The sequence below is a fragment of the Octadecabacter temperatus genome, assembly GCF_001187845.1.
Lineage (GTDB): Bacteria > Pseudomonadota > Alphaproteobacteria > Rhodobacterales > Rhodobacteraceae > Octadecabacter > Octadecabacter temperatus.
Genome location: NZ_CP012160.1, coordinates 1,341,935 through 1,364,419, shown reverse-complemented (window position 1 = coordinate 1,364,419; position 22,485 = coordinate 1,341,935). Strand labels below are relative to the sequence as shown.

23 protein-coding genes are annotated in these 22,485 nt (G+C 53.7%); 7 read left to right on the top strand and 16 right to left on the bottom strand.

The genetic code is table 11. The features are described 5' to 3' along the window. Positions 1–3 precede the first annotated feature (3 nt). The 6 genes from OSB_RS06930 (at position 4) to OSB_RS06905 (ending at position 5,661) form a co-directional block, all read left to right on the top strand. On the top strand, positions 4–867 hold the full coding sequence (locus tag OSB_RS06930; RefSeq protein WP_049834298.1) for a DMT family transporter: 864 nt from the start codon (positions 4–6) through the stop codon (positions 865–867). Between the two features lie 135 nt (positions 868–1,002). Beyond that, on the top strand, positions 1,003–2,070 hold the full coding sequence (locus tag OSB_RS06925; protein ID WP_074202204.1) for an OmpP1/FadL family transporter: 1,068 nt from the start codon (positions 1,003–1,005) through the stop codon (positions 2,068–2,070). Between the two features lie 95 nt (positions 2,071–2,165). Beyond that, positions 2,166–3,029 (top strand): hypothetical protein, encoded by an 864-nt coding sequence (locus OSB_RS06920; RefSeq protein ID WP_049834297.1) that lies wholly within the window; start codon positions 2,166–2,168, stop codon positions 3,027–3,029. 40 nt (positions 3,030–3,069) lie between these two features. Then, a complete protein-coding gene (locus OSB_RS06915; RefSeq protein ID WP_049834296.1) occupies positions 3,070–4,035 on the top strand; it encodes a homoserine O-succinyltransferase in 966 nt (321 codons plus the stop codon). 143 nt (positions 4,036–4,178) lie between these two features. After that, entirely contained in the window at positions 4,179–5,051 is an 873-nt protein-coding gene (gene ppk2 / locus OSB_RS06910; protein ID WP_049834295.1) for a polyphosphate kinase 2, read from the top strand. Next, entirely contained in the window at positions 5,044–5,661 is a 618-nt protein-coding gene (locus OSB_RS06905) for a TetR/AcrR family transcriptional regulator (protein ID WP_049834294.1), read from the top strand. The genes ppk2 and OSB_RS06905 overlap by 8 nt, the downstream gene beginning before the upstream one ends. A gap of 137 nt (positions 5,662–5,798) precedes the next feature. On the opposite strand, the gene OSB_RS06900 is transcribed toward OSB_RS06905, so the two are convergent. The 4 genes from OSB_RS06900 to OSB_RS06885 all read right to left on the bottom strand — a co-directional run bounded on the left by OSB_RS06900 (position 5,799) and on the right by OSB_RS06885 (position 9,453). After that, complete coding sequence (locus OSB_RS06900) at positions 5,799–6,245, bottom strand: MerR family transcriptional regulator (RefSeq protein WP_049834293.1); 447 nt, start codon at positions 6,243–6,245, stop codon at positions 5,799–5,801. A 101-nt stretch (positions 6,246–6,346) separates the two neighbouring features. Further along, a complete protein-coding gene (locus tag OSB_RS06895; protein ID WP_049834292.1) occupies positions 6,347–7,111 on the bottom strand; it encodes an SDR family NAD(P)-dependent oxidoreductase in 765 nt (254 codons plus the stop codon). Between the two features lie 1,086 nt (positions 7,112–8,197). Beyond that, positions 8,198–9,124 (bottom strand): methylenetetrahydrofolate reductase, encoded by a 927-nt coding sequence (locus tag OSB_RS06890; protein ID WP_049834291.1) that lies wholly within the window; start codon positions 9,122–9,124, stop codon positions 8,198–8,200. Positions 9,125–9,156: 32 nt separating this feature from the next. After that, complete coding sequence (locus tag OSB_RS06885) at positions 9,157–9,453, bottom strand: virulence factor (protein ID WP_049834290.1); 297 nt, start codon at positions 9,451–9,453, stop codon at positions 9,157–9,159. Between the two features lie 217 nt (positions 9,454–9,670). Here OSB_RS06885 and OSB_RS06880 point away from each other — a divergent pair, with 217 nt between their 5' ends. Then, positions 9,671–10,783, top strand: a complete 1,113-nt coding sequence (locus tag OSB_RS06880; RefSeq protein WP_049834289.1) for a Ppx/GppA phosphatase family protein — start codon at positions 9,671–9,673, stop codon at positions 10,781–10,783. 90 nt (positions 10,784–10,873) lie between these two features. Here OSB_RS06880 and OSB_RS06875 read toward each other — a convergent pair whose 3' ends face one another. The 12 genes from OSB_RS06875 to uppS all read right to left on the bottom strand — a co-directional run bounded on the left by OSB_RS06875 (position 10,874) and on the right by uppS (position 22,464). Beyond that, positions 10,874–11,638, bottom strand: coding sequence for an HpcH/HpaI aldolase family protein (locus OSB_RS06875; RefSeq protein ID WP_049834288.1), 765 nt, complete (start codon positions 11,636–11,638; stop codon positions 10,874–10,876). A 35-nt stretch (positions 11,639–11,673) separates the two neighbouring features. Further along, the gene (gene lpxB / locus OSB_RS06870; RefSeq protein ID WP_049834287.1) at positions 11,674–12,819 is read right to left on the bottom strand and encodes a lipid-A-disaccharide synthase; all 1,146 of its coding nucleotides are present in this window, start codon (positions 12,817–12,819) and stop codon (positions 11,674–11,676) included. Further along, positions 12,816–13,724, bottom strand: coding sequence for an LpxI family protein (locus OSB_RS06865; protein WP_049834286.1), 909 nt, complete (start codon positions 13,722–13,724; stop codon positions 12,816–12,818). Before OSB_RS06865 ends, lpxB begins: the two co-directional genes overlap by 4 nt. Further along, positions 13,721–14,500, bottom strand: a complete 780-nt coding sequence (gene lpxA, locus OSB_RS06860; protein WP_049834285.1) for an acyl-ACP--UDP-N-acetylglucosamine O-acyltransferase — start codon at positions 14,498–14,500, stop codon at positions 13,721–13,723. Before lpxA ends, OSB_RS06865 begins: the two co-directional genes overlap by 4 nt. 2 nt (positions 14,501–14,502) lie before the next feature. Further along, positions 14,503–14,964 carry a 3-hydroxyacyl-ACP dehydratase FabZ gene (gene fabZ / locus OSB_RS06855; protein ID WP_049834284.1) on the bottom strand — a complete coding sequence of 154 codons (462 nt, stop codon included), beginning with the start codon at positions 14,962–14,964 and terminating at the stop codon, positions 14,503–14,505. An 82-nt stretch (positions 14,965–15,046) separates the two neighbouring features. Next, positions 15,047–15,682, bottom strand: coding sequence for an OmpH/Skp family outer membrane protein (locus OSB_RS06850; protein ID WP_049834283.1), 636 nt, complete (start codon positions 15,680–15,682; stop codon positions 15,047–15,049). Continuing rightward, positions 15,682–17,997 carry an outer membrane protein assembly factor BamA gene (bamA, locus tag OSB_RS06845; protein ID WP_049834282.1) on the bottom strand — a complete coding sequence of 772 codons (2,316 nt, stop codon included), beginning with the start codon at positions 17,995–17,997 and terminating at the stop codon, positions 15,682–15,684. Before bamA ends, OSB_RS06850 begins: the two co-directional genes overlap by 1 nt. Before the next feature lie 160 nt (positions 17,998–18,157). Then, positions 18,158–18,289 (bottom strand): hypothetical protein, encoded by a 132-nt coding sequence (locus OSB_RS16915; RefSeq protein ID WP_268794152.1) that lies wholly within the window; start codon positions 18,287–18,289, stop codon positions 18,158–18,160. A 101-nt stretch (positions 18,290–18,390) separates the two neighbouring features. Continuing rightward, complete coding sequence (gene rseP, locus OSB_RS06840) at positions 18,391–19,770, bottom strand: RIP metalloprotease RseP (protein WP_082166429.1); 1,380 nt, start codon at positions 19,768–19,770, stop codon at positions 18,391–18,393. Positions 19,771–19,782: 12 nt separating this feature from the next. Further along, positions 19,783–20,955: a 1-deoxy-D-xylulose-5-phosphate reductoisomerase gene (gene dxr, locus OSB_RS06835; RefSeq protein ID WP_049834280.1), complete on the bottom strand. Its 1,173-nt coding sequence runs from the start codon at positions 20,953–20,955 to the stop codon at positions 19,783–19,785. An 8-nt stretch (positions 20,956–20,963) separates the two neighbouring features. After that, on the bottom strand, positions 20,964–21,743 hold the full coding sequence (locus OSB_RS06830) for a phosphatidate cytidylyltransferase (protein ID WP_049834279.1): 780 nt from the start codon (positions 21,741–21,743) through the stop codon (positions 20,964–20,966). Position 21,744: 1 nt separating this feature from the next. After that, complete coding sequence (gene uppS / locus OSB_RS06825; RefSeq protein WP_049834278.1) at positions 21,745–22,464, bottom strand: polyprenyl diphosphate synthase; 720 nt, start codon at positions 22,462–22,464, stop codon at positions 21,745–21,747. Positions 22,465–22,485: the final 21 nt, after the last annotated feature.

The following is a 22,485-nucleotide window of genomic DNA, read 5'->3' as shown; positions in this document are numbered from 1 at the left end:
TTGATGACGGACACCTTGCGCGCAGGGCTTTGGATGATCGGCGCGATTGTGTCGTTCACGGCAATGGCTATCGCTGGCCGCGCTGTCAGCCTTGAGCTTGATACGTTCGAAATCATGATGTTCCGCAGCTTCACGGGGATCGTGATTGTGCTGGTCGTGGCTTACGCTGCGGGCACGTTAGGCCAAGTAAATCGCCAGCAGTTCGGTCTTCACGTTGTTCGCAATGTCGCGCATTTCACAGGGCAAAACCTCTGGTTCTTCGCCCTGCCTCTTATTCCTCTCACGCAATTGTTTGCCTTGGAATTCACGTCACCGATTTGGGTCATTCTTTTAGCCCCCATCATGCTGGGTGAACGTCTAACGCGCATTGGCGTTATTTCTGCGCTTATTGGCTTCATGGGTGTGATGATCGTCACCCAACCGTTTGAGACCGGAATTTCAACAGGAACAATCGCAGCTGCCTGCGCCGCAATTGCATTCGCATTCACCGCAATCTTCACGCGTAGGCTTACCCGCACGCAATCCATCACCTGTATTTTGTTTTGGCTGACCGTGCTTCAAGCGATCTTTGGCATCATTTGTGCGGGCTATGACGGCGACATCGCCTTGCCGAGTTTGTCGGCCCTGCCATGGATCATCTTGATCGGCTTTGCCGGGCTCATCGCGCATTTTTGCCTGACTACGGCGCTTTCTCTTGCGCCAGCGAACATCGTCATGCCGATCGACTTCATCCGCCTTCCCGTCATCGCGATTGTCGCCGCCTACGTTTACAACGAGATTCTGGATCCATGGGTTTTCATCGGCGCTGCTGTGATCTTTGCGGCCAATTACCTCAATATTACCTATGGTCAACGCGCAAAAGCGTGATGCAAATGTCGCCAATCCGGAGCGCTGCGTTTTAGACGTAGCGTCACGACGGTATAAGAATTGACCAAAATGCCGCACCCTCCGTAGGGTATGAATTGGGAGAATACATGCACTCTAGGGATAAGGGAAAGAGACATGAAAAAGTTTATGACAGCAGGCGCAGCCCTGCTTATGACGACCAGCATCGCGGCCGCGGGCGGTCTTGATCGTTCAGGCCAAGGCATTGGCGTGATTTTTGAAGATACAGGCGCGACGGGTGCTTACGCTGAATTGAGCTACGGTTCCGTTAATGCGGACCTGTCAGGCACATTTGCAGGCGGTCAAAGTGGTGATATCGCACCTCGCTACGGTCAGCTTGGCATGGCATTTAAACAGCAACTCTCCGAGCAGTTCTCGCTCTCTATGATCTACGATCAACCATTTGGCGCAAGCGTGGACTATTCAACACCCGGTTATGCATTGTCTGGAGTAAACGCCGAAGTCAAAAGCGACAGCGTTACGGTTCTTGGCCGTTATGAGATTAACCCAAGCTTCAGTGTGCACGGTGGTTTGCGTTACGTTCAAGCCAACGGTGTTTATGACATCGTCGCTTATGAATCCATTTACGATACTGACGGTGACTTCGGTTATGTCCTTGGTGGCGCGTATGAGCGTGATGACATCGCAATGCGAGTTGCCCTTACCTATTCCAGCGGTATTGACCTTGAGCTTGATGGCAACTTCTTCGGCAATACGTTGACAGCGAACCTTCCTGAGAGCGTAAATCTGGACTTCCAGACAGGGGTTGCGGCAGATACTCTTGTGTTCGGTTCCATTCGTTATGTTGCATGGGACGGTTTCCAACTGGTTGATAGCAATGACCCAACTGGTGACGGTAATATCTTGTCCTATGATGACGATGTCATAACTTACAATATTGGCGTTGGTCGCCGTTTCAGTGACAGTTTTTCAGCGTCCTTCGGAATCGGCTACGAACAATCTACTGGTGAGCTGACTGGTCAGCTCGGCCCAACAGATGGCTACATTAGCTATCAGGTTGGTGGCGCATATACGTTGGACAACGGTATCGAAGTTTCTGGCGGCATCCGCTACGTGAACATTGGCGATGCGAACACTAACCCCGTTGCGCCTGCGCCGTTTGGTCAAACCTATGAAGACAACAATGCGATCGCAATTGGCCTTAAGGTAGCTTACGCATTCTAAGTCGACACAAACTCGGAATTATTAAGCCCCGCCCGTCCCAGACGTGGCGGGGCTTTTTCGTTGCCCCACCCGCGCCCATCCGCTACCCAATCCCCATGATTTATCAAACCGCCTCTGATTGGACCAATGCCGCGCAAAAGCGTGTGCTTATCTTCGCTATGTCGGGGCTGGGAAAAACCTATGCCTCCAACATGTTGCGCGAGACGCGAAGCTGGTTTCACTACTCAATCGATTACCGTATTGGCACCCGCTATATGGGCGAATTCATCGCCGATAACGCCAAGGCTGAGGCAATGAAGGTTCCGTTTCTGCGTGAATTGTTGATGTCTGATAGCATCCACATCGGATCAAACATCACCTTTGATAACCTCGAACCTGTAAGTACGTACCTTGGTAAGCCTGGTGATCCGTCTAAGGGCGGCCTACCGATGGATGAATACCAACGCCGCCAAGAGCAGTTCAAACGTGCTGAACTGGATGCGCTTCGCGACACGCCTTACTTCATCGATCGCGCACAGGCGCTTTATGGGTATCCGAATTTCGTGTGCGACACGGGCGGGTCAATTTGTGAATGGGTCGATGCGAATGATCCCCATGATCCACTTCTTAAGATGCTGTCAGATAATGCTTTGATGGTTTGGATCAAAGGCAGCGATGATCATACGGCCGATCTGGTTGCACGCTTTGATAAAGCACCAAAGCCGATGGCCTATCAGCCTGAGTTTTTGGTAAAGGCATGGCGCGATTATCTGAGCGAAAACAAAGCCCAAGAAGGTGATGTTGATCCAGATTCTTTCATCCGCTGGACTTATGCACGCGCCCTCGCACACCGCCAACCCCGCTACAGCGACATGGCGAAAAACTGGGGCATAACCGTAGATGCCTCAGACATGGCAACTGTGCGTGACGAAGCGGATTTTATCGCCGTTGTCGCCATGGGCCTTGAGGCCCGCACCTAAGCGCACTACCTAATTAGACTTAGCAACACAGGTTATTCAGATGCCCATTCGCCTTCCCCGTTCTCTCCCCGCTTTTGACGTGCTTTCGCGCGAGGGTGTGATGGTGATGGGGCAATCCATGGCGGATACCCAAGACATTCGCCCGATGCGCATTGGTATTTTGAACCTGATGCCAAAGAAAATTCAGACTGAAAATCAATTCGCTAGGTTAATTGGTGCTACGCCTTTGCAGATTGAGCTGACGTTGATCCGCATGTCCGAACACGAGGCCCGCAACACCGCAGCGGACCATATGCAGGAATTCTATCGCACCTTCCAAGAGGTGAAAGACCAAAAGTTCGACGGCCTCATCATCACAGGCGCGCCCATTGAACATTTGGATTTCAAGGACGTTACCTATTGGGACGAACTTTCCGAAATCATGGATTGGACGCAAACCAACGTGCATTCAACCTTCGGCGTCTGCTGGGGCGGCATGGCGATGATCAACCACTTCCACGGCGTGAAGAAACACTTACTCGATACAAAGCTGTTTGGTTGCTACCGCCACATGAATAACGCCCCGCAAAGCCCTTATCTTAGAGGGTTTTCCGATGAAATGGCGATGCCTGTTAGCCGCTGGACAGAGATGAAGCGCGACGAGATTGATGCCGCCGGTCTGACCACATTGCTGGATTCAGATGAAGTCGGTCCCGCGCTTGTCGAAGACCCAGCGCACCGTGCGATCTATGTGTTCAACCACTTCGAATACGACAGCGACACCCTAAACCAAGAGTACATGCGCGATTTGGAAAGCAATCAGGTTGAAGGCGCAGAAATTCAGCTGCCGGTAGATTATTATCCAAATGACGACCCGTCCCAGCCGCCCAAGAACAATTGGCGCAGCCACGCGCATTTGCTTTATGGTAACTGGATTTCTGAAATCTACCTGACCACGCCCTACGATATCGATCAGATCGGGTTGAGCAGCACAGATTTACGCGCTTCAACAGACGCTACGGAATGAAGCCAACCAACCGCGTTGGGTTTGCCTTCTCACACATGGTGCCTATGTTAAAGGTTAACACATAAGTCTTCGCGACAGTGTTCAAAGTGTGCTAACCCTTTGTAACCGTGTAGTGACGTTCAAAAAACGATGAGGCGAAACAGATGACAGACCTGCCCTTTGACGGCGAAATCCGCCGCTATTTCCGTGAAGATGCACCAAGCGAGGTGCGCGATGAAATTGAGGACGCGAAAAAGGGTGAAATCCTCGCCACTGATTTTCCGTACGACAAGAAATGGAAACGCAGCGAATATGAGGACGCCCTCGCCACAATCCAGATCGAATTGGTCAAGATGCAAGCCTGGGCGCGTGAAACGGGTCAACGGATTGCCATTGTTTTTGAAGGCCGTGACGCGGCAGGTAAAGGCGGAACGATCAAGCGGTTTCGTGAAAACCTGAACCCACGCGGTGCGCGTGTTGTCGCCCTCAGCAAACCAACGGACGCGGAAGCCGGCCAGTGGTATTTCCAACGCTACATCCAACACCTGCCCACCGCAGGCGAAATCGTGTGCTTTGATCGGTCTTGGTACAATCGCGGCGTCGTCGAAAAGGTCTTCGGTTTTTGCGACGACAAGCAGCGTGACAAGTGGTTTGAGCAAGTTAACCCGTTTGAACAGATGTTGGTCGATGAAGGCATCAAGGTTTTCAAAATTTGGCTGACGGTTGATCGTGCAGCGCAATTGCAGCGTTTTATGGACCGTGAAAGTGATCCGTTAAAGCAATGGAAGCTCAGCTGGATCGACGTTGAGGGCCTTAAGAAATGGGACGAATACAGCGCGGCGATTTCAGAGACGCTGGCAAAAACTCACACGGACGACACCCCTTGGCTGGTTGTGCGGTCCGCGGACAAGCGCCGTGCGCGTGTAAATGCGATCCGCGCGGTTCTTCAGCAGTTGGATTACACTGGCAAAAACGCTGCCGCCTTGGGCGATGTAGACCCGAAAATCACTGGCGGACCGGAGCATCTGGGTGGCTAAACGCGGGTATCATCACGGTGACCTAAAACGCGCATTGGTCGATGGCGCGTTGCGCTTGATCGAGGGAAAGGGCCCGACAGGTTTCACCCTGTCAGAAGCTGCCCGCGAAGCTGGCGTGACCCCAGCCGCCGTCTATCGCCACTTTGAAGGCCGCGAAGACCTGATCGCAGAAGCGGCACGCCAAGGCTACGAGATTTTCGCCGACCTTATGGAATACGCCTACGCCAAGGGGCAGCCATCCGCACTTGCGTCATTTGAGGCCACGGGGCGCGCCTACCTTGCGTTTGCACGCAAATATCCCGGGCACTACGTGGCGATGTTTGAGAGCGGGATTTCAATCCAACGCACGCCTGAATTGAATGATGCAGCAACCCGCGCAATGGGCGTGTTGGAAAAGGCCGCCGAAGAGCTGTCCATGCACATTCCAGAAGAAAAGCGCCCGCCACCGCAAATGTTCAGTGCCCATATTTGGGCCATGAGCCACGGGGTCGTTGAGCTGTTTGCACGTGGATCCCCAGGAACGAAGTCACCGTTTCCACCTGAAGACCTGCTGGAGACCGGAATCGGGGTGTATTTGCGCGGATTGGGTTTAGTAAAAGCGGACGAATAAACTCGCATCTCAATCGAATGACGCTCGAAGGTCCGCTGTGCGGGACAAAACGGACTTTGCTGAACATTAGTTCGACGGCCTCTTTCGAGATTTGGTGATGGGCAAAGCGCTCCGCTCGAAGTAATTGCCGCTTGGTTCTATCTGGGGTCGGCCGCGCTTAAGTCGGCGGGTTTCTCACGACGCACAAAGGGGCCGGTCGTGGTTTCCATTGTCTCAACTGACTCGTCCGAACTTGAAATACCGTTCTTCAAGACGGCAAGGCGCTCAAGAACCGCCGTGCGGCGATCGTCCAGATCAGCCCTGAGCCGTTCAATATGCTCTAGCTTTTCCAACATTTTTTCAATTCCACCCTCACAAGGGCCGGAGCCGTCGTCGGATAGGCAGGCGCTCATGGCACGGATTTCGCGTGTGGAAAATCCGGTCGCAATAAAGTCGCGAATGCGACCAGCGCGACGCAGATCGGATTCGTTATATCGACGATACCCATTGAGCGTGCGTCCAACGGACATCAGACCTTGTTTTTCATAGTGGCGCAACATGCGTTGCGTTATCCCGAGCCGTTCGGACGCTTCTTTAGCCTGCATCTTTATCCCCTTTCATCTAACCTAGACACACATGTGAAGGTGTTCATTGTTCGTCAAGGGTGGAACTGGAGGAAACGGTTTCCTCCAGCCCATTTGTTCCCTCAGGTTCGCAAAGACCAACCGCCGTCTACGGTCAAGATTTGACCCGTCAGCCATTGGTTATCTGAACTTCCCAATTGGAGGATCCATGGCACGATATCGCTTGTCAAACCGCGACGCCCAAGAGGAACCTGAGCAGCCTCTTGTTCTTCGATCTGTTGCGCCATTTCGTCTGGTAATCCCATCATTCCCGTCAGCGCGCCACTTTTGACGGGACCGGGCGCAATCGCGTTTACACGAATGCCATCACCAGCCAGTTCGATGGCCCAAGACTTGGTCAAACTTTCCAGAGCGACTTTGGTTGCGGCGTAGTGGGCAATCATCGGCACCGCGTTTTGGGCCGCAGCTGTACCGATATTCACAATGGCCCCTTTGCTTTCGCTCAGGGCGGTGCGCCCTGCCTTTACCAAAAGTGAAGGCGCAACGATATTCACAGCAGACATATTGGCGATGACATCGGCATCGTAACCGACCATCGGGTGCGGTTGACCCGCCCCTGAATTATTAACGATCAGGTCAAGGCGTCCCCACTTGCTGGTTGCTGCCTCTACGATCTGCATTCCGCTCTTTGGGTCCGCGCTGTCTGCCTGCAGTGTTTCAATCGCATCGCTCATTGTTGCCACTTCGGCAAGTTTATCAGCGTTGCGTCCGGTGATCAGAACTTTCGCGCCCTGTGCAACAAGCTCAAGCGCCGTCGCCTTGCCAATGCCGGAACTGCCGCCGGTCACAATTGCGACCTTGTTTTGCCAAATGTTATTTTGTGTCATGTCGTGTTCTTCCTGTCTGTAAATACATCATCACCTATGGTGAGCAGACAGCCTTAGCGGCCTAACACTAGTGTCAGGGTCAAGCCCGTTTTTTGATATTATCAAAATTTCACTTATGGACGAATGTTGGACCGGGCTGGGCTGGGGGACTGAAATTCACGCCTATGAGCTAGTCGTAAAGCAGACCTTCGCCGCATCACAGAAATCTAGAAATTTGGGCTCATAGCCGACCTTCTCTGCATCTGCATCCAGATTAGCGCACAAAAATACCGTAGGTGTCGGTTCTGCGGACGACGTTGTCGTTTGGAGGTAAAGATGCAAGGGCCGCTTTCTTGAATTGATCCAATGTTAAGCATCACTGCACTCACAAAAGGCTATACAAAACGGAGTGTATAAGAGCTCAAGTTACCCGTAACTGAAGCGTATTAGTGGGCCCTTAAGCGTTTTCTTGACCAGCTCTTTTCCAGCCGCCGCGGAAAATATTGACCCATTAGCAAGACTGGTCCAACCGATAAGCATTGAAGCCGAAGCACGGGAATTAATATTGCCCAGGCCAGTGTGACTGATTGCATGCTCAAGTTCGAAACACTTCGGCGCTATTCAGGTCGCAGGATTGTCTCGACAACAGACATTGCCGATCTCGCGGACCTCAACGGAAGCAATTCTGTGTTCTATTCACCCCTGGACGTGAAGATGAGGGCACGCCATGGCGAGTCTTCATTTCGGCCGATCAGGCAAGAGCCACTAATCGACTTGATCGCCCCTCAAGATCTGCCCGATTGTCTTTCCAAGAAAGGTTCGGGCAACAATGCAGAGATGAGACATGTCAATTCGAATACCTCCCCAAAGTTTGGACATACGTATCCAATCAAGCATTCCGTCCAAGCGCGCAGATCGGGAAAATGCGTTTCGAACCGCGAACGACATATGCCACAGTCAGGCTGACCACCCCGGGTTAGTATCCGAAAAGCGGTAGTCCGAAGTCAGAACGCACAAAGCGGTCACGCTGCCAAAGTGCAACGTCGTTGGGTCTGGTCTCAGACCCGACGTTCGTTTCAAACAAAACGCGTGTTCTATTTTGTACGTTTACCCTTCAGCTGCAGGCACCGCTGACGCCCCGCCATGTTCAATGGCCCAATTGGCATTGGTCTTAATGCCACCTAGTGGAAAGAAGTGGACGCGTTCGATGTTGCTATCAGGGTTCGCAGCCTTATGGGCGGCCAATTCTGTCAGCACGTTTGTTGGTTCAAATGGTAACAGCAGCTTGGTCACATCCTTGGCGCGCTTTTGCAGCACTTTAAGGGATGGGCCAACACCGCAAGCGATTGCGAATTTGATCATGGTTTGCAGCTTGGCTGGGCCTGCAATCCCGATATGGATCGGAATTGTAATGCCTGCTTCTTTTAAACTGTCGGCCCATTCAATGATCGGACCAGATTCAAAGGCGAATTGCGTTGCCAGCGCCATCTCGGCGTCTGTGGTTTCAGAAAACTTCTGCTTCCAACGAAGGGCTTCATCGACCATGGCTGTCCCGCCCTTGGGATCGATATCTTTGTTGCCCTCAGGGTGCCCAGCGACATGCAAACGCTTGAAGCCCGCGCGATCAAATGCGCCGTTTTCCAAAAGCTGCATGGAGGAATGGAAATCACCGTGCGGCGTGGTCACGCCACCAGCAAGCAGCAACGCTTGATCGACCCCAGCTTCGCCCTGATACATCGCAATCCAGTTTTCCAACGTGGCAGCATCTTTGATAATGCGCGCTGGAAAATGCGGCATGACGGGGTAGCCATCATTGGACAGACGCTTGGCCGTTGCGACCATGTCTTCAATCGGTGTGCCCTCAATATGGGCGATGTAAACGCGAGTGCCTTTGGGCAGAAGCGCTGTGAAGTCTTCGACCTTTTCAGCGGTGCGCGGCATGATCTCAATAGAGTAGCCATCAAGAAACGTTTCAAGCTGCGGGTTCACACCAGCGGCTTCGTCTACTTTTTTGCGGAAATTCAATAGCGCCATCACAGCCTCCCAGACGTTCGGTTTTGGCCCACTCACGCACGACCATCGTTGTTTATAAGAACCATGAGGCGATCCTTGTCGTATTCCGCCTCAAGACGCGCAGCTTCAGAGGCGGCGACATCAGCGTCAGCGCCTTCAACGGGATACGGCGCAGCCTTGCGCCAATCCGCCAAGTAATCGTCCGTACCAGCGGCACCGGATTTCATCGCAGCGCGATCAATTGCTTGCTCAAAACGTTCGGTAAGTTGCACCTTGGTGCCCCGACGCCCTTTGCCAACGATGACCTGCGCAGGAATATCCCGCCAATAAACGATTGTGACATCTGCCATGCGATTCTCGTGCCTCTTACCTGCGTTCTTCAAAACCTAGCTTGGGTGCTAAACTCTACGTCGCCTATTTTCGACATTGGGGACGCATTTGGCGACCCCTTTAAGGACGCATTATTCTCATCTTAGGTATGAGGGCGGTTACAAGTCTCATCTCTGGGCTTGCGCGACACCGGTTGCGGGCTTACCTTTGGGGTAACTCGAAATGGAGGGCGTTAAAATGACGCCCAAGCGTCCCGATGGTGCGGGCGCGTTCCCGAAACCGGTTGAGCACGCCGTGCCAAAACCGCCCGATCCATCACAGCTTTATGCTGCGTTGGATTTGGGCACGAACAGTTGCCGTATGCTGATTGCCCAACCGAAGGGCAGCCAGTTTCATGTGGTCGACAGCTTTTCCAAATCCGTCCAGCTTGGGCAAGGTTTGGAACAGACTGGCAAATTGTCCCGCGCTTCGATGGCGCGAACGATCAATGCTATGCGTGTTTGCCGCCAAAAATTACAACGCCACAACGTCAGCCACATGCGCCTTGTTGCGACAGAAGCCTGCCGCCGCGCGCGCAATTCCAAACACTTCATTTCTTCGGTTAAACGCGAAACCGGATTGACGCTTGAGATAATCGAACCAGAGGAAGAAGCGCGTCTTGCGGTGATTTCTTGTGCTCCGCTGGTCAGCACCAAGACAGAACAGTTGTTGGTTGTTGATATTGGCGGCGGGTCTACCGAATTGGTTTGGATCGACCTGACGAATGTTCCCAAACGCGAACGCCCCCGCGCGATCATGCGACTGCATTCAGGTTTTCGCCAGGACCCCGGCCCGTTTGCGGCAGCCAAGGTTGTTGATTGGATTTCTGTGCCGCTGGGTGTTGCCACATTGCGTGACCAATTTGCCGACGTGGAAGACGATTCCGCACGGTTTGCGTTGATGTCGTGGTTCTTTGAGGAAAACCTCGAGAAATTCGCTCCCTCTTTGGAGGAACAGGCCCGCGAAGGATTCCAGATTGTCGGCACCTCAGGAACAGTTACCACGGTTGCGGCCAGTCATCTTGGGTTGCGGCGCTATGATCGTCTGAAAGTTGACGGGCTGCGCATGACCACCGATCAGATTGATGCGGTGATCCATGGGTATCTGAAGCTTGGAGAAGCGGGCCGCAAAGCGGACCCTCGTATTGGCAAAGACCGCCAAGCGCTAATCATGTCCGGTGCTGCCATTTTGCAAACGCTAATGCGGCTCTGGCCGACGGACCGCCTGTCCGTTGCGGATCGTGGCTTGCGTGAAGGGCTACTGTACCAGCAAATGTCCGCGAATGGTGTCTTGGAAGACGCGCCCTACTGATCTGTTGGGATGATCTAGCGATCAGCACCTGCGGTGGGCGGGGAGCGCCCCTGCGGGGCGCAAGAGTGAGTATTTAAGAGCCAAAGAAAATCAGGGCGCTTTTGAAGCAAGCGTGCGCAGTGAGGTTTGGAGCGCAAAACTGTCTGCGCCCAAGCCGAGAAAGGTGACGCCTTTGTCGATTTGGTTCTGGAAATCGGACGCGTCAAAAACCACGGTTCCAATCGCTTTTCCGGCGGCTTTGGCGCGCTCATAGACATGATCAATGGCAGCGATGACCTCTGGAGCGTCCATCTGGCCGACGAACCCCATATCGGCGCTGAGATCGGCTGGGCCGACGAAAATGCCATCTACGCCTGGTGTGGCGGCAATTGCATCTACGTTTTCGACGGCTTCAGTGCTTTCGATCTGCACGAACAGGAATATCTGCTCATTGGCTGAGCTTACGTAATCGACGATCTCTCCGTAACCGGAGGCGCGGGCCAGGGTTGCACCCATTCCACGTGACCCCTGCCCTGGGTACCGCACGGCCGATGCGACCAGCGCGGCTTGTTGTGCGGTGTTGACCATTGGAACGACGACTGTTTGGACGCCAAGGTCCAAGACCTGCTTCAGGATCCAGTCCTCGCCACTTGGCACACGCACCACCGCCTGCGCAGGTGTTCCCGCCAAGGCCTGAAGCTGTGTTTGGATTGTGGTGAGCGTATTTGGCCCGTGTTCAGCATCGATCAAACACCAGTCAAATCCCGCCTTCCCTGCGATTTCGGCAACGGCACCGCTGGCCAGTGTCAACCAAAGACCGTTTTGAATGTCGCCGTCATCAAGGGCTGCTTTGAGGGCGTTTTGTGGGGCTGGCATTTGCGTCTCCTGTTTGGGATAGCTTCGCCTAACGTTTACAGACGTGCAAGCACTGCGCGCGCGGCACGCAAACCGGGGGCATCGCCACCGCGGCCAAGGCGTTCCATCGTTACATCAAGAGCATCGAGTTGTTCATCGGGGTTCCCCAGAACGTTTGTGAGCGCTTCTGCGATCGGGGTTGGCGTGCAATCGGCGCCAATGAATTCGGGCACAACGCGGGTTTCGCTGACGAGGTTCACCAAGGTCACAGTATCTGTCAGGAGCATGCGGCTGATGATCTGTCGGCTAAGCCAGCTCATGTCATAGGCGATGACCATAGGGGTGCGCACGGCTGCAAGTTCAAGGGACACGGTTCCAGAAGCAGCCAAAGCCACATCTGCGCATGCCATTGCAACAAGGCGTTCACGTGCTGCGGCTTCTGGGGACAGGCCGTCGCCGGATAGGATGCATCGGTTGGTATTTCTCAATGGCAGCGTTGTGGTAACAGCCTCAACGAGGTGCGGTAGCGTTGGGACAATGACCGTTCTGAACGCGCCATCCGTTTGTGTGAATGCGGCGTCGAACGTTTCAGCAAGACGGGCAATTTCTGAGCGGCGTGAACCAGGAAGAATGGCTAAGATCGGCGATTGCGTAATTCCGTGGCTGGATTTGAACGCGTCGATCTCATCTTGGGTAACTGGCGGTTCGGCCGCCACGGGATGCCCGACAAAATCACAATCCATGCCTGCGGCTTCCATAAAGGGCGGTTCAAACGGGAACAGCGCAAGCACATGGTCAATGACCTGCGCCATTTTTTCGGCGCGCTTAGGGCGCCACGCCCAAACAGTTGGGGCTACGTAATGCACCGTCCTGATGTTTGAGCCTGCCTTGACCAGCCGCGCGACGCGAAGGCAGAAATCAGGGCTATCGATCGTGATCAGGACATCCGGCTTGGCAGCGATGACAGCGTCGGCCGTTTGGCGGATACGGCGTTTTAGGTGCCGATACTTTGGCAGGATTTCCGCGATCCCCATGAGGGACAGTTCTTCCATCGGGAACAGGCTTTTCACGCCAAGGTTTTGCATCAACGCGCCGCCGATCCCCTCAAAGGTCACGTCGGGGACTTCGTGGATCAACCCTTCCATCAAGGCCGCGCCGAGCTTGTCGCCGGACGGCTCTCCCGCAATCACGAACACCTTCATGACGTCACCCAGAGGAACATATTTTGCGCATTTAGGATTGCGACGACTTGCGGCAGGTCGAGCACCATCACCACGCCGCTTGGGATTACGATGCCCGCCAAACCTGCTTCGGAAGCCTGCATTGCTGTTTCCGGCCCGATGAGCGGCATATCAGCAGTCAAGATCTGGTCCGGCTTAGGCGCTTTATACAAAACGCCCCCTTCCGCTGGTCCTTTTGTAGCCGTGTCGGCTAATGCAGCGCCTGCAGCAATGCCAACTGCAGAAATTGCAATTCCAAGAACGGTGCTTGTATCGTTTGGCATGAAAACGTTCTGAGAGGACGGTTGGCAAAGACTATTAAGCATAGCAGCGGTTCCGCGGTCATCTTCGCTCACAAGAATTGTTCCGTCTCGAACCACAACCGCTTGCCCAATATCGGCACGCCCCATCTGGTCAAGTGCTTTGCGTGCAACGGCAACTTCCGTTTCGATATCATGAGGTGCGATTTGCGTTAAAACGCCTGCGTTAGGCAACAATTCCGGAGCAATTTCATGAGCACCGACAACTTCGAACCCCCACTCTTCAAAGAGTGCAACAATTTCACGCAGGGTGCCATCGTCTCCTTTGGCCATTGCTGCGCTGAGCCGAGGAACTAGCGGTGCGGTTGCGGCGTCAATGAGCGTAGGATCGACCTTAGGCCGTGACACTGCCCCTGCCATACAAATTTGCGTAACGTCCAATCTCTTCAATTCATTCAGAAAGCTAGCTAACGTCTCGATACGAAACGACAAACGTTTGAAACCACCCGCTATAGAAGAAGAAAAACCCTCCATTTCACAGACCAGAGGAGCGTTCCCTGCTGCTTTGAGGCTACCCGCCAAATGGGGAGGCAAACCACCCGTCCCTGCGATCAGCGCGATGGTCATCTTGGGGTCAGGAAATGGCGGTCCGTATCGGCGAGGATGAAATCGACCATTTCAGAAACATGTGCGCTCTCGGATTCATCGCCCAAACGACGTGCGCGATCCATGAACGAACCATCCCCGTCCTTGAGAGTTTGAAACGCGACCCGCAGCGCAGAGATATCTTTGCGATCCACACCGCGGCGCTTTAACCCGACAAGGTTCAACCCGTCCAATTCGCCCCGTGGTCCTTGCACCAAACCATGTGGGATGACGTCGTTTGTGACCATCGACAAAGCGCCAATAATCGCGCCTTTGCCAATGCGTACGAACTGGTGAATCCCACACAACCCGCCAATGATAACGTCGTCTTCAATGATGCAGTGCCCTGCAATCGCCGTTTGGTTCACGACAATCACGCGGTCGCCGACGATGGCGTCATGTGCAACATGGCACCCAGCAAGGAAGAACCCGTCATCGCCAACTTTGGTTATGCCACCGCCGCCTTCGGTTCCAGGATTCATGGTCACGTGTTCGCGGATGCGGTTGCGTTCACCTATGACCAATTTTGCAGCTTCGCCGTGGAATTTCACATCCTGCGGAATTTCACCAATGCAGCAAAACGGGAATATCGACGTATCCGCGCCAATTTGCGTATCACCCGTCACCACCACATGGGACTTCAGTTCAACCCGATCGCCAAGAACGACTTTGGGGCCGACAATGCAAAACGGACCAATCGAAACGTCCGCGCCAATCTGCGCGCCGTCCTCAATAATGGCGGAAGGGTGAATGGCCATGGTTAGCTCTGCATGTCCATCATTGCAGTGAACTCTGCTTCAGCCGCGAGTTCGCCATCAACAGTTGCGACGCCTTTGAATTTCCAAACCTTACCACCGGGCTTGCCGCGCGTGGTTTCGACCTTCATTTCCAACACATCACCGGGGACAACTTTACGGCGGAACTTACAGCCGTCGATGCCCATGAAATAGATCAGCATGTTCTTGTCCATCAGGCCCATCGTGGCCCCGACCATAACGGCAGATGTTTGCGCCATGGCCTCAATAATCGTGACACCCGGCATGATTGGTGTGCCCGGGAAGTGGCCCTGAAAATGCGGCTCGTTCATCGTGACGTTCTTGATGCCCGTCGCGGATGTCGTACCTTCGATGTCTATGACTTTGTCCACCAGCAGGAAAGGATAGCGATGCGGGATAATCCGTTGGATCAATTGAATATCTGCGGATGTAATCGGGTCTGACATATGGTTCTCCCTGTGGACGTTTCACGCCCGTATCTGTCGTTACTTATGACTAGCAAGACAGGCGGTGCGCGGCAAGGCAGGACTAATTTTCAGGGGTGTCATCCGTTGTGGAATCTGGCGCTGTTTCTAGCGTTATCTGCGATCCGTCCCCGATAGCGGCGTCGATCCGTGCAATGGCGTTTTCGGTTACATCAATGCTGCCCAGTGATAGCAATACAGAACGCCGATCGAGGATTGCAAATGCCCCGCGTTCCACCATCAATTCGCCAAGGATCGGGCGGGTCACGCTGAGGAACTGATCACGTCCAAGCGAAAGCGCCTCTTCAAGCTCGCGCTCTTTGGCATCTTGGGCCCGCCGGATTGCCTGTGCCTTTTCGTCAAATGCGACGGCTTCCTCCCGAAAGACTGCGACATCCATTTCGCTGCGTTGTGCTGCTAACGCGAGTTCGTCTTCACGAAGCGCCTGTGCGATTCGTCCATTTTCTGTCGCAAGCGCTTCGCGCCCTTGGGCATAGCTTTGCCCAACGCGTTGTCCGAACTGCGACTGAATAAACAGCTGCTCAATATCAACGGTCAGGATTGTCGGCGCGACCTGTACCGTTGGCACTTCAAACACTGAAGGGTCGACCGCTTGTTGCGCGCTCCCGCTTCCAGAAAGAAGCGCTAATGCGAAAACGGCCAGTAGACGAGAAACCGAAATGGTTGCCCAGAGACGCATCAGAAGTCCGTTGAGATCGTCACGTCGAAGTTCTTGATTTGGTCATTGGCCTGCACATCAAGCGGTTCTGTATAGTTGAACCGCAGCGGGCCAATTGGCGTGTCCCAGAAGATAGAAACACCGGCAATCGTACGAGGTGTAAAATCATTGTAAAGCACATTGGCTGCTGACGCACCGTTGCCCACATCCCAAACAGACCCATAGTCAAGGAACAGACCGCCCGAGATGCCATATTCTTCTGGAAGGCCCAGCGGAAACTCTGCTTCAAGACGCGCAACTGCGAAGGCGTTGCCGCCAAGGGCTTCGTCAGTCGCCAGATCGCGTGGTCCGACACCACCAGCATCAAACCCACGCATGGTTCTGCTGGATAGGAAGTAGCGGTCCGAAATGCGGCTATCGTCATTTTCAAAGGCCAGATAACCACCTTCAATGGTTGCGCGCAGGGTTACTTCTTCTGCGAGGACAAGCGTTTGCGCCGTGACCTCGGCGGTGGTTTCAATATAGCTGGCATCGCCGACACCGAATTCCTGTCCGAAGCGGAACAGAACGCCGGCGTTCGGGTTCAACCCTGTGCGTCGCGTGTCGAAACTGTAACTGTATCCAAGCGCGTGCGTTGCGACGGCGCCCTTGGCTTCATCGTCCGTAATGAAGTTCGACGTGCTGGTCACATCTTTGATGTCTGTAAAATCGTAAGCGTAATAGAGAACCAAACGCCCGTTTTCGCTAACCGGAAAACCGAAACGTGGGCTGATTGCAGCGGTTGTCGTATCATACAGCGCAGCGTCGCTGTCCGTCTCTTGGTAGCTTGCATCAAGACCAAAACTTAAATCGCGACCAAGCAAACGCGGCTCGGTGAAGCTAAAGCTGAAAATATTGCTGTTTTCGCCGGCCTGTAAGTTGAAGCTAAGCGCCTGACCACGACCCAAGAAATTCCGCTGGCTAAATTTCGCCAGAAGGCTAAACCCATTATCGGTTGAGAAGTTACCGCCAAAGGACAGCGAACCTGTCGGCGCTTCAGTAACGTCAACATCAATCACGACCTGATCCGGACTAGAGCCTTCACGGGCATCAACATCAGCGTTTCCGAAGAAGCCCAACGCACGAATGCGTTCAGCGCTTTCGCGGATTTGGCGCGGATTGAACGGGTCACCCTCAACGACATCAAATCGAGAACGGACAACGCGATCAAGTGTGGTGTTGTTGCCCTCAATATCGATGCGCTCAACGAAAATGCGTGGACCGTTCACGAGGGCGAATTCAACGTCCAACGTCAACGTCCGGTCATTGCGTGTAACACGCGGGTCGACACGAACGAAATTCAGACCTTCGCGGATCGCCAGCAACTCAAGCCGTGCAATGTCGCGTTCGATCAACTCAGGTGAATAGGTAACGCCAGTGCGCAAACGCAATGCGTTTTCAAAGATCGCAGGATCGGCATTGGTAACTTCAGATGTCACCGAAATATTGCCGAATTCGAACTGCTGCCCTTCTTGAACGTTAAACGTAATGAGGTAGGCATCGCGTTCGCGTGTCAGAGACACATCAACGTTTTGAACTTGGAAATCAACGTAGCCACGTGATTGATAAAAGTCAGTCAGGACCTGTTGGTCGAATGCAACGCGGTCCGCGATGAATGTATCGCGGCCGATCACGGCGCGCAAAAGTCCGGCTTGCTTGGTTTCAAGTACACGGCGCAGGCGGTTTTCACCATAAGAACGGTTGCCGACAAAGCTGATGCGCTCAACCTCGGTCAGACCGCCTTCAAAGACTTCAAACACCAGATCAACACGATTGTCTGAGCGCTGAATAATGCGTGGCGAAACCGTTGCGTTGATGCGGCCTTGGTCTGCGTAGACTTGTGTGATCGCGGCTGTGTCTGCCTCTGCTTGGTTTGGGCTGTAAACGCGGCGTGGTTGGCTTTGGACAACGGCGCCCAGCTCAGCGTCACGAACGCGGTTGTTGCCTTCAAATGAGATGCGGTTGACCGTTGGGTATTCCGCGACGCGAATAACCAATGTGCGCCCCTGTGGAACGACATCGACGCTCTCAAACAGGCCCGTTGCGCGAATCCGTTGTGCGGCGTCATTGAGAGCGCCAGCAGTCACCGCCTCGCCCTGACCAAAGCCAAGGTAGGTCAAGATCGTTGCGGTTTCGATCCTCTGGTTTCCTTCGACAGAAACGTTGGAAAAGTTGAAGTTTTGAGCGGTTACAGGGGTGGCAATGGCCATCATCCCAGAAACGAGCATGAAGGCGACAGTCGCCCCAACCCGGATACGTCCCAAAATCGCAGTTACAGCTTGCAGCGCATTGTTCATATTTTTTGCTCGTTTAGACATCCCAAGTAGGTCCGGTCTACCCGTGCTACGTAAGGTTGTCAAAAGCAACAAACGCGTCACACAGAACCAACTGTGAGACGCGCTAAATACTGCCGATCAATTAGATGAAATCGATATGTCGAAGACCTGCTTTGCCAGCTTAATACTGCAGTGATCCAACCCAAGCGCCTATACCAAGCGCCGCAACGATTGTGCCAAGATAGATCATGCGATCCCAATTCAGGTTCACAAGAAGGCTAAGGCCTTGGTATCCAGCTGTAATCGTCTGCATTGTACTATCCTCATTGGATCAACTCATGTTCAAACATGACGACCAAATGTGGCAACTTCTGGGCAGCCCCATGACAACTGTAAGGTAATCCCTGCCCTCGTTTATGGGCAAAACAGTAAATCATTCCCAATTGCGAACAGCATCAGAGTACCAATCAGCGCGATTCCGATCGCCATTAGGATCCGCAAAGCACCATCGCTTGGCATCTTTCCCGTAACGGCTTCATAGGCATGAAAAACGAGGTGCCCGCCATCAAGAATTGGAATCGGGAACAGGTTCAACAAACCAACAGCCGTCGACAACACGGCGATAAAGCTAATGAAGCTCAGCGTGCCTTGGCTGGCCATTGAGCCGGACGTTTCCGCGATCCCAACTGGCCCGCTTAGATTGCAGGTATTGATGTTGCCGATGATCATCTGCTTAAGGCCGTTGATAGACTGTTTGATGATGAACCAGACCTGCTGGATCGCCAGCTTCAACGACTCGCCGAAACCAACGGCTTCGGTCGCAGGCTCAAAGAACAAACCACCCGTGCCAATGCCGAGCTTTGGCTCATCGCGCATGGACCCGTCTTCTTGCGGCATTGCCGTCAGACGTGGGGTCAATGTGCTTTCAAATGTTTCACCATCGCGCCAGACTACCAGTAAAATAGGCTGTTCACGCGTTTCGTTTACGAATTCAATCATGTCGTTGAACTGATAAACGGGCGTGCCATTCATGCTGACAATGACATCGCCAATCTTTAGATTTGCATCATCGGCTGCCGAACGTGGCGTGATGGCTTGGACAAACGATGGCTGTGGCTGTGGGCCAAGCACGGTCATCTGCTCGCCGTTGCGTTCAATGGTATATTCAACGGACGGCTTGGATGGCACGTCTGACACAGCAGCAAAGAACCCGTCTGGATAGTTCAGTGCGACGCCCTCAACCTCAAGGATGCGATCACCTTCTTCCAATTGCTGCTCAATCGCATCAGGAAACGCGGGTAACGCCGAAACGGTCAATGGCGTGCTAGGCTGACCTTGGAACAACAAAATTGCGGCAAACACCAGGAAAGACAGGATAAAGTTAAAGATCGGCCCCGCAGCAACCGTGGCGGAACGCGCCCAAAGTGGCGCGCCGAGCATAGTATTGCGTGCGTTAAAGTTGTGCTTTGTGCCGTCCGCCGTTGCGGTTTTATCGATATAGGCCCGCAGGTCCGGGTCAGCGTCCCCGCCAACGGACGCCGCATTCGCATCACCCAAGAATTTAACATAACCGCCGAACGGCAACGCCGCGATTTGCCAGACAGTGCCGTGCTTATCAGTGCGGCTCCAGATAACTTTACCAAACCCAATGGAAAACACTTCCGCATGGATGCCAGACCAGCGGCCCACGATGTAGTGACCATATTCATGGATCGCCACGATGATCGACAATGCGATCACGAAGAACAGCATCGTAAAGGCAATATTCCCGAAGGACGGGATCAGGTTTGTCATGAAATCCAAGGTCTAACTCTCAATCTTCGCAATTTCTTCGACGGCAAGCGCGCGCGCCATGCTGTCGGCTTGGTTAACGCTATCTAATGTGATCGTGGCATTTTGCAGCCCCTCGCGGGACAACATCACGTCAACGACCCGATCAACAACCCGTGCCATATCGGTGAAACCGCAATCCCCTGCAAGGAATGCATCCAGCGCTTGTTCTTTTGCGGCGTTGAACACGGCCCCTGTCAGACCACCCTCTTCCATTACCTTTTGTGCAATGGCGAGCGCGGGGTATCGGGCCGCCTCGGGTGCGCGGAAGTTCAGCTGACCGATGGCGGCAAGATCAAGACGTTCGACAGGAACGTGTTTGCGATCCGGCCAGTTCAGCGCGAAGCCAATGGCGTGGCGCATGTCTGGTGGTCCGACATGGGCCATCAACGCCCCGTCGTTAAACCCGACCAACGCATGGATCAGGCTTTCGGGGTGAATGATGGTTTCGATTTGATCGGCGCGGACGCCAAAGAACTCTTTTGTTTCAATCAGTTCCATTGCCTTATTAAACATAGAAGAACTGTCGATGGTGATGCGTTGGCCCATATCCCAATTGGGATGGTTTGAGGCCTCAGCCACGGAAACACGGTCCAACGCATCAAGCGGATGATCGCGAAATGCACCGCCGCTTGCTGTGATAACAATGCGTTCAACCGCCGAGATGTCCTCGCCGATAAGCGCCTGGAACACTGCAGAATGTTCGGAATCCACAGGCAGAACTGTCGCCCCTAACCGTTTGGCCTCGGACATCAAAAGCGGGCCGGCAGTGACGAGGGATTCTTTATTCGCGAGCGCCAAAGTCGTGCCCTGCTTCAACGCCTCTAGCCCCGGCGCGAGACCAGCGGCACCGACAATCGCGGACATCACCCAGTCAGCAGGCCGTGCTGCGGCCTCAATCAATGCGATGTCACCAGCGGCAGCCTCAACCCCGGATCCGGCCAGACCATCGCGTAACTCGTCCAGCTTTGAAGGATCAGAGGTCACAGCAATTTCGGCATGTAACGCTATGGCATCTTTAATTAATTGGGGAATGTTCTGTGACCCTGTCAGGGCCACAACATCATATTCATCGGGGATTCGTGCGATCAGATCGATCGTGCTTTGACCGATAGAACCGGTTGCCCCTAGGATCGAAACACGCCGCATGCGCACCTCTAGACCGAGACCTGCATGACCAAAGACAGCGCCAGCAAAAAGATCACAGCACCAGAAATGGCATCGAAACGATCCAACACACCACCGTGCCCCGGGATCAGGTTTGAGCTGTCTTTGATACCCTGTTTCCGCTTAAGCGCGCTTTCCGCGATATCGCCCATTTGCCCCGCAAAGGACGTCAGAACCGAGACGAAGATCAGGCTGATTGGGGAGCCGTTCCAGATCACAAAGCAAAACCCGACCAGTGCCGCCCCAACCCAGCCTGCGGCTGTTCCAGACCATGTTTTCTTGGGGCTAATCGACGGCCAGAACTTAGGCCCCCCGAATGTCTTGCCAGCGAAATAGCCCATAACGTCGGAGGCAATAACGACCAGCAACATCCACAAGATAAAGACTAAACCTTCGTTTCCACGAAAAATCAGTAACCCACAGCCAACAACTGTTGGCACAAACAACAAAGAAAACACCCAATCATTGATCTTCTCAGGACCGAAGTAATGACCAATCAAAAGCAATACAGCCAAACCGAAGGCGAGCCACAGGCCGATGCCTCCAACGAATGATAGCAAGATGATGACAGCGCTAAGCCCTGCGAACAAAACCTGTTTTTGGCCTTCAAAAACGCCAAACATCCGCAAGAGTTCCCATGTCATCGCCCAAACACATAGCGCGACCAACAGATTGAACCAGATACCGCCCAGAAAGACCGCCGCGCCACCGACCAAGGTCATGACAACCGCTGAGCCAACGCGTGGACCTAGGTCGGACCAGTTCGCCATATCAGGCCTTTACCCCGCCAAAGCGACGATCACGCGCTTTGAAGCCCAGTAAAACATGGTCAAAAACCTCAGGCGTGAAATCCGGCCAAAGCGTATCGATGAATTCATATTCAGCGTAGGCCGACTGCCAGAGCAAGAAGTTCGAAATCCGTGCCTCACCGCTGGTGCGGATCACAAGGTCAGGATCGGGCAGGAAACAGGTGTCCAAATATTTGGGCAGCGTTTCATCGTTCACATCTTTCGGGGCGAGCTTTCCGGCGGCGACATCATAAGCCAACCGCTTCGTTGCTCGGGCCACCTCATCGCGGCCGCCATAGTTGATCGCCACAGTTAAGTGAACACGGTCATTGTCAGAGGTCAGTAACTCCAGCTCATCCATCAAGTTTACGAGCTTGTCGTCCAGACGCACACGGTCGCCGATAAAACGAACCCGAACACCATTGGCCAACAAATCGCGGGCTTCGCGCTGAATATAGCGGCGAAACAGCTTCATCAAACCGGCAACTTCGGTTTGCGTGCGCTTCCAGTTTTCCGTCGAAAACGCAAATATTGTCAGATACTTAACGCCTTGATCCGGGCATGACTCAACAATCTCGCGCACGCGTTTCGCACCAGCATGGTGCCCGAACAGGCGCGGACGCCCACGCATCTGCGCCCAGCGTCCGTTCCCATCCATAATGATAGCAACGTGGTTTGGACCGTTTTCAACATCTTTGGCCATTAAGAGGCCCCCGCTTTACTC